This is a genomic window from Agrilactobacillus fermenti, assembly GCF_021030645.1.
Taxonomy (GTDB): domain Bacteria; phylum Bacillota; class Bacilli; order Lactobacillales; family Lactobacillaceae; genus Agrilactobacillus; species Agrilactobacillus fermenti.
Genome location: NZ_JACGCJ010000052.1, coordinates 1 through 5854 on the forward strand (window position 1 = coordinate 1; position 5854 = coordinate 5854).

The 5854-nt window shown below is 41.2% G+C and carries 5 protein-coding genes; all 5 read right to left on the reverse strand.

Going from position 1 to position 5854, the window contains the following annotated elements; genetic code table 11:
- Positions 1-189: 189 nt before the first annotated feature.
- The 5 genes from fba to FHQ08_RS12395 all read right to left on the reverse strand — a co-directional run bounded on the left by fba (position 190) and on the right by FHQ08_RS12395 (position 5673).
- Positions 190-1071 carry a class II fructose-1,6-bisphosphate aldolase gene (gene fba / locus FHQ08_RS12375; protein ID WP_230914696.1) on the reverse strand — a complete coding sequence of 294 codons (882 nt, stop codon included), beginning with the start codon at positions 1069-1071 and terminating at the stop codon, positions 190-192.
- Positions 1072-1202: 131 nt separating this feature from the next.
- Positions 1203-1811, reverse strand: coding sequence for an NADPH-dependent FMN reductase (locus FHQ08_RS12380; RefSeq protein ID WP_230914697.1), 609 nt, complete (start codon positions 1809-1811; stop codon positions 1203-1205).
- Positions 1812-1971: 160 nt separating this feature from the next.
- A complete protein-coding gene (locus FHQ08_RS12385) occupies positions 1972-3330 on the reverse strand; it encodes an FAD-dependent oxidoreductase (RefSeq protein ID WP_230914698.1) in 1359 nt (452 codons plus the stop codon).
- Between the two features lie 215 nt (positions 3331-3545).
- Complete coding sequence (locus FHQ08_RS12390) at positions 3546-5054, reverse strand: MFS transporter (protein WP_230914699.1); 1509 nt, start codon at positions 5052-5054, stop codon at positions 3546-3548.
- Positions 5047-5673 (reverse strand): TetR/AcrR family transcriptional regulator, encoded by a 627-nt coding sequence (locus FHQ08_RS12395; RefSeq protein WP_230914700.1) that lies wholly within the window; start codon positions 5671-5673, stop codon positions 5047-5049. The genes FHQ08_RS12390 and FHQ08_RS12395 overlap by 8 nt, the downstream gene beginning before the upstream one ends.
- Positions 5674-5854 lie beyond the last annotated feature (181 nt).

Sequence of the window (5854 nt, forward strand, 5' to 3'; positions counted from 1 at the left end):
GCTTTAGACTTCCTTCAGATTCCACCTCACGGTGGACACCCTTGTCCTCAACTAATAGTTCCGACTACTACGGTCTATAGTGGACTTTCACCACCAAGTTAGCGCCCATGCCGGGCGCACTAATAAAAAAAATCGACCAGGATTTTCCTGATCGATCTTTTTTTGAAATTTATAAGTGTGTTAAAAGGTTTAGATTTCTTCTGGAACCAATTTAACGGGCTTAGTACCAAACCAGTCGATATGTTGTTCAACTGTGTCTTGGATAGCTTTTGTGCCAGGTGCTAACAATTTACGAGGATCGAAGCCTTTAACTTCTTTATCCTTGTTGTCTTCGATGTATTTGCGAACTTGTTTAGCCCAAGCGATTTGTTGTTCTGTGTTGACGTTAACTTTAGCAACACCTAAAGAAATTGCTTTTTGAATTTGGTCAACAGGGATACCGGAACCACCATGTAATACAAGTGGTACTGGAACAGCTTCTCTTAATTCCTTCAAACGATCGAAGTTAAGACCCTTCCAGTTTTCAGGGTAAACACCATGGATGTTACCAATACCAGCAGCTAAGAAGTCAATACCAGTAGCAGCTAATTGTTTAGCTTCTTCAATATCAGCTAATTCACCAGCACCGATGATACCGTCTTCTTCACCACCAATAGAACCAACTTCAGCTTCAACAGAGATACCTTTAGAATGAGCTAAAGCAACGATTTCTTTAGTCTTTTCTAAGTTTTCTTTGAAGTCTAAGTCGTGGCCATCAAACATAACAGAGTTGTAACCAGCAGCGATAGCTTCTTTAGCTGCTTCATAGTTACCATGGTCAAGATGCATGATGATTGGTACGGTGATATCCATAGATTTGATCGTGTCACGAACTAAGTGTTGTACTAATTCGTAACCACCCATGTACTTAGCAGCACCCATAGAAGATTGGATGATGATAGGAACATTCTTGTGTTGGGCAGCAGCTAAGATCGCACGTGTCCATTCCAAGTTATTTGTGTTAAAAGCGCCAATTGCGTAATGGCCCTTTTGAGCACCTGCAACGATTTCTGTACCATGTACTAAAGACATTGATGTAGCCTCCAAATAAAAAATTATCTATTCCGACTGTCTTAGTTTAGCATTTTTTAGTGAATTTTGAAACAGGTTATGAAAAAAGCAAATAAATGACCTTGGTTAAGCTCTTATGTGCCCCTTTTAAATTAGTCTAAGTTGGCGTGGATATACTTTTGATAAGGTGCTTCGGCTAATGTTTTTGTATAAAAAGCAATATCGTTAAATGCTTCTTGTAAGCGTGCTTGGAAGTGATCGCTATTTTCAGCATCAACGATCAAACCGTCTTCGTTAAAGTTATTATTGGCATCCCATAATAAAACCGGCGTTGGTAAGACGATCATCTTAAGCATTTGCAGAATTTCGACCATTGACTCGGCAGCTAACATCCCGCCATCACTAAAACTAGAATAAGTAATGATTTGTACAGGTTTACCTTCAACCTCAGGCCCCACATAATCTAAAGCATTCTTCAAGCTCCCAGGGATCGCGTGATCGTATTCAGGGCTGATAATGATGTACCCATCTTGGGCTTTTAAGGTATCTAACCAGGCAGATTCGTTCGCTTTCAAATCAGTGATCGTTTCAGAAAGTGGCGTTTGACGATGTTCATAAAAATCAAGGGGATAGTCTTTCAAATCGATCCAAGTGAATTCGAATTGAGCCGTATTAGGTTCACTTTTTTGTAAATATTCGAAAATATGTTGGCCTAGAGAGTTACGCCGAATACTGCCTAAAATAATACCGATTTTTGTCATGATGATCCCTCCAAGTTATAAAAATACTTATTTATTATTAGGTAACTTCAATACGCTGTCAAATGGGATTCACACCATAAAATGTGATGAATCGAGCTTTTAAAAATAGGCCATAATAAAAACACTTGGACAAATATTCACAAGTGTTTTTGAGTTAATACTAACTTTCAGGGACTGGCTGGTTGGCTTTAGCCATGGCCTGTTGGGCTAATAAGTTTAAATAGTGCCATGGTCGATCAAAGTGAGGTTGGAAGAGCATATCGACAAAGGCAAGTTCTTCAATCGTCATTTGTTTTTGGATCGCGACTGATAGGGTGTTGGCGGATTGGGAGACATCATAGCGGCTCATTAATTGACCACCAATGATACGATGACTAGCTTTTTCCCAAACTAAGCTCATCAATACAGGCTCAGTAGAGGGCATGAATTCAGGGCGGTAGTTATCTTCAAATAAGACACTCTCGGCATCAAGACCAAAATGCTGGGCGCTTTCTTTGGTCAAACCAGTACTGGCAATTGTTGTTCCGAATAACTTCAAACCAGAGGAAGACTGAGTGCCAATGTACTTCAGAGTTGGTTTTTCAATATTTAAACCGACCAGCATTCCTTGGCGTACCGCGTTGGTAGCTAACGGCACGTAATTATTCTCACCCGTTGGATTGTAGTGGACAGCAACACTATCGCCGGCGGCAAACACATCAGGCAGCGATGTGCGCATATAATCATCAACAATTAAAGCGCCATTAGCTAGCATTTCTGCTTTGCCTTTTAATAAATCAGTCATTGGTCTAAAGCCCACACTCATGATCGCAATATCGGCGTCAAATGTTTGTTGATCAGTTTTGACTTGTACGCCTGTTTTTGTTTCTGTAAAGGCTTGAACCGTTTGATTCAAAGCTAAATGCACGCCATGAGCTTCAAAGTCCGCCTCTACCCGATCGGTGAAGGGTTGATCTAGGTATTTATTTAAAATTCGCGGCAAGCTATCGATCAAAGTGACCTCATGCCCTGTATTTTTGAAAGCTTCTACCAATTCGGTACCGATATAGCCGCCGCCAATAATGACGACACGTTTTTTAGCATCGGTAATTTGTTGGAAAAGTGCTTGCGCGTGATTCCAGTTTTTACAAAGCATGACCCGTTGAGAATCGATCCCATCAATTGGCGGAATGATCGGCCAAGAACCCGTCGTCAGCACCAACTTATCATAAGTATCTGTTGTGACTGTTCCTGTTGTTAGATCTTTAACTTGAACTGACTTAGCGTCCGTATCGACCGCTAAAACATCATGTTTCATCTGAACGTTGGCACCTAACTCAGCTAGCTGTTCTGGGCTAGAATAGAATAACCCTTGGGGATCTTTGACGACACCTTCGAGATGCAGCGCAATCCCACAAGATAAGAAAGAAACATTGTCATTACGTTCATAAACAGTGACCTGAGCCTCTGGATCAGTTTTATATATTTGGGTCACGGCAGCAGTGCCGGCATGGGTACAACCAATAACGATAACTTTCATGAAATTCACTCCTAAAGTCTAGTTAATTAATGCACAATAAAATTGTACAATAAGTAAATTTAAAAAGCCAGTGATTGATCTATTGTTCACAATTTGACACAAAATTGCTGTATTAAAAAGTACCCTTATGGAAGCAATTCGCATGCTTTAACGAGGGTACTTATTTAAAATATTTTTAATAGAAAAATTCCCCTGATTTATCGTGACACAAATTTCTAAAAGTTATGTTTATAAAGGTAGAAGCCGCCAATTAAAATAAGGACACTGGCAATAATTGAAACGAAGAACATATTTTGGTAGGCCATTTGCGCTGTTTGTTGAAAAGCAGCTAGGGCTTGGGTATGGGCGGTACCTGTCAGGTGTCGGATCTGAACATACAGGTTTTCCACAGATTGACCAGCATGAATCCCAGCAGTACCACTGATATGGCTCAATTTGTCACTGACAAAGTTAGCAAAACCGCCCTGCACTAAAGTGGCATAAATCGTTGGCGCTAGGGTCAAACCGACTTGGCGACTGACGGACAAGGTCCCTAAAGCGACGCCGTTTTGTTTTTCACCGGCGATTTCTGACATAAGTACTTGGAAAGGGGCACCCATGAGCATCCCAAAGCCGATACCTGCTAGGGTTGAGGAAACGAGGAACCAAGTGGTGGTGGGGCTTAAGAAAGTAATCAGAGTGAAACCTAGCGTAGAGAGAATCCCGGAGATCACTAACGATTTTGTCGCCCCAAATTTATTAACCAGCGTCCCACCAACGCCAGCACCAATGATCGAGCCTAAACCGATGCCACTCATCCAAATACCGCTATTGCTGGCACTGATGCCATAGCGATGTTCCACAAAACTGGGGATAAAGACGAAAATTGCGATCAAAGTACCTGAAAGCAGACCCATGAACAACGTGAGTAAAAAGCCAGAGTTGCGAATTAAATTATAAGGTAAGAATGGTTCAACTTTACCTTTGATGTGTTTTTCGATTTGGCTGAAAATAATGAAGAAAATAACACCTAAGATCAAGAAAATAAAGACTTGTGGTGTGGCTAAACTACTTAAGAAGGCCTGGCTCTGGATGTTAGCAATCGCTAGCATGAAACTCAAAATACCAAAGGTTAAGAAAATCAAGCCTTTGAAATCAAGGTTACCACCATGTGCCGCTTTGGTTTCAGGAATAGCCATGGTTCCAGCGATCAAGACAAAGACAGCAATCGGTAAGTTGATCAAGAAGAGCCAAGACCAATGCCCCGATACGTTTAGGACTAGACTGCCAATGTTGGGGCCAACGACTGATGCGATCCCGTTGATGGCACCTAGAGCACCTAGTAGCCCACCTTGTTTTTCTTTAGGATAGGTTGAAATGATATGGCTGGAAGCAATGATAAAAATACCACCACCACCAAAGGACTGCAACACCCGAGCTGCTAGAAACATCGGAAAATTAGCACTAAGGGCAACCATTAATGACCCTAAAGCGAAGATAGCAATCTCGATAAGAAAGAGTTTTTTACGGCCGTAACGATCGGCGAGTTTACCGGCAATCGGTGTCGAAATGGCCATCCCTAATGTATAGAGGGTGACGCCCCAAGTCCCTTGAACTTCACTAACATTGAAGGCGTAATTAATTGTTGATAAGGCACTGGAAATAATCCCATTGTCTAATGCCGACATAAATACACCAATAATAAAAATAATCAAAGCAAATGTTTTAGGTTTGGGTTCAGTCATTTGCGTCATCTCCTAAGTTTGTTTGTGGCAAGACACCTTGACTTAGCCACTGTAATCGATAATTAAAGTCATGCAGCAAGGTTTCTGGGGACCAATCATTGGCGATGTAGTCTGTTAAAGCGTTGAGGACTAGGGCCATAATAAAATACAAAAAGCTAACAGCTTCAGCTTTATTTGGCATTAGAATATGACTGGTCGTTAACATTTCTTGCCAGCGCTTTAGTTCAGGATCTGAAAGATCTTTTGGCCGTTGATAAGCCGCCAGATTACTGCCTTGAACGAATAATAATAGCCGGCGCCAATTACTGGACTGATGATCGAGGCTGGTGACAGTTTTGAGGTAATTGGTTAGACCCAAGAATAAATCATCATCTGCCTGTTGAATGTGCTGTAAGATATGGCGATGAATCTCATCAGCACTGGTTTTGAGGATATAATTATAGGCATCTTGTAAATCGGTAAAGTATTTATAAAAAGCCCCGCGAGACATGCCCATTTTTGTAACGATCTCACTAACGCGAACCTGACTGAGCGGCCGTTCGTAGAAGGTATTGATCAAGATCTCATTGAGTTGCTGCTGACGTTTTTCTGGTAAGCGGATAAATGTTTGACTTGGCATCCTTGTCCTCCTTGGGTGACACATTGTCACTGTTATGCTTTGGAAAGCATAACATGAGGCTGGGACATAAGCCACGCAAAATAAAATAATCGTAGTTTTCAGACTGATATTGAATCTGAAAACCACGATTATTTTTTTAACGATTGATTTTCTAAAAATAACATTGACTTTGAGGGTCAGT

Excerpts from the sequence above, each read along its gene's own strand:
- fba (WP_230914696.1), bottom strand. The coding sequence starts at position 1,071 with ATGTCTTTAGTACATGGTACAGAAATCGTTGCAGGTGCTCAAAAGGGC.
- FHQ08_RS12380 (WP_230914697.1), bottom strand. The coding sequence starts at position 1,811 with ATGACAAAAATCGGTATTATTTTAGGCAGTATTCGGCGTAACTCTCTA.
- FHQ08_RS12385 (WP_230914698.1), bottom strand. The coding sequence starts at position 3,330 with ATGAAAGTTATCGTTATTGGTTGTACCCATGCCGGCACTGCTGCCGTG.
- FHQ08_RS12390 (WP_230914699.1), bottom strand. The coding sequence starts at position 5,054 with ATGACTGAACCCAAACCTAAAACATTTGCTTTGATTATTTTTATTATT.
- FHQ08_RS12395 (WP_230914700.1), bottom strand. The coding sequence starts at position 5,673 with ATGCCAAGTCAAACATTTATCCGCTTACCAGAAAAACGTCAGCAGCAA.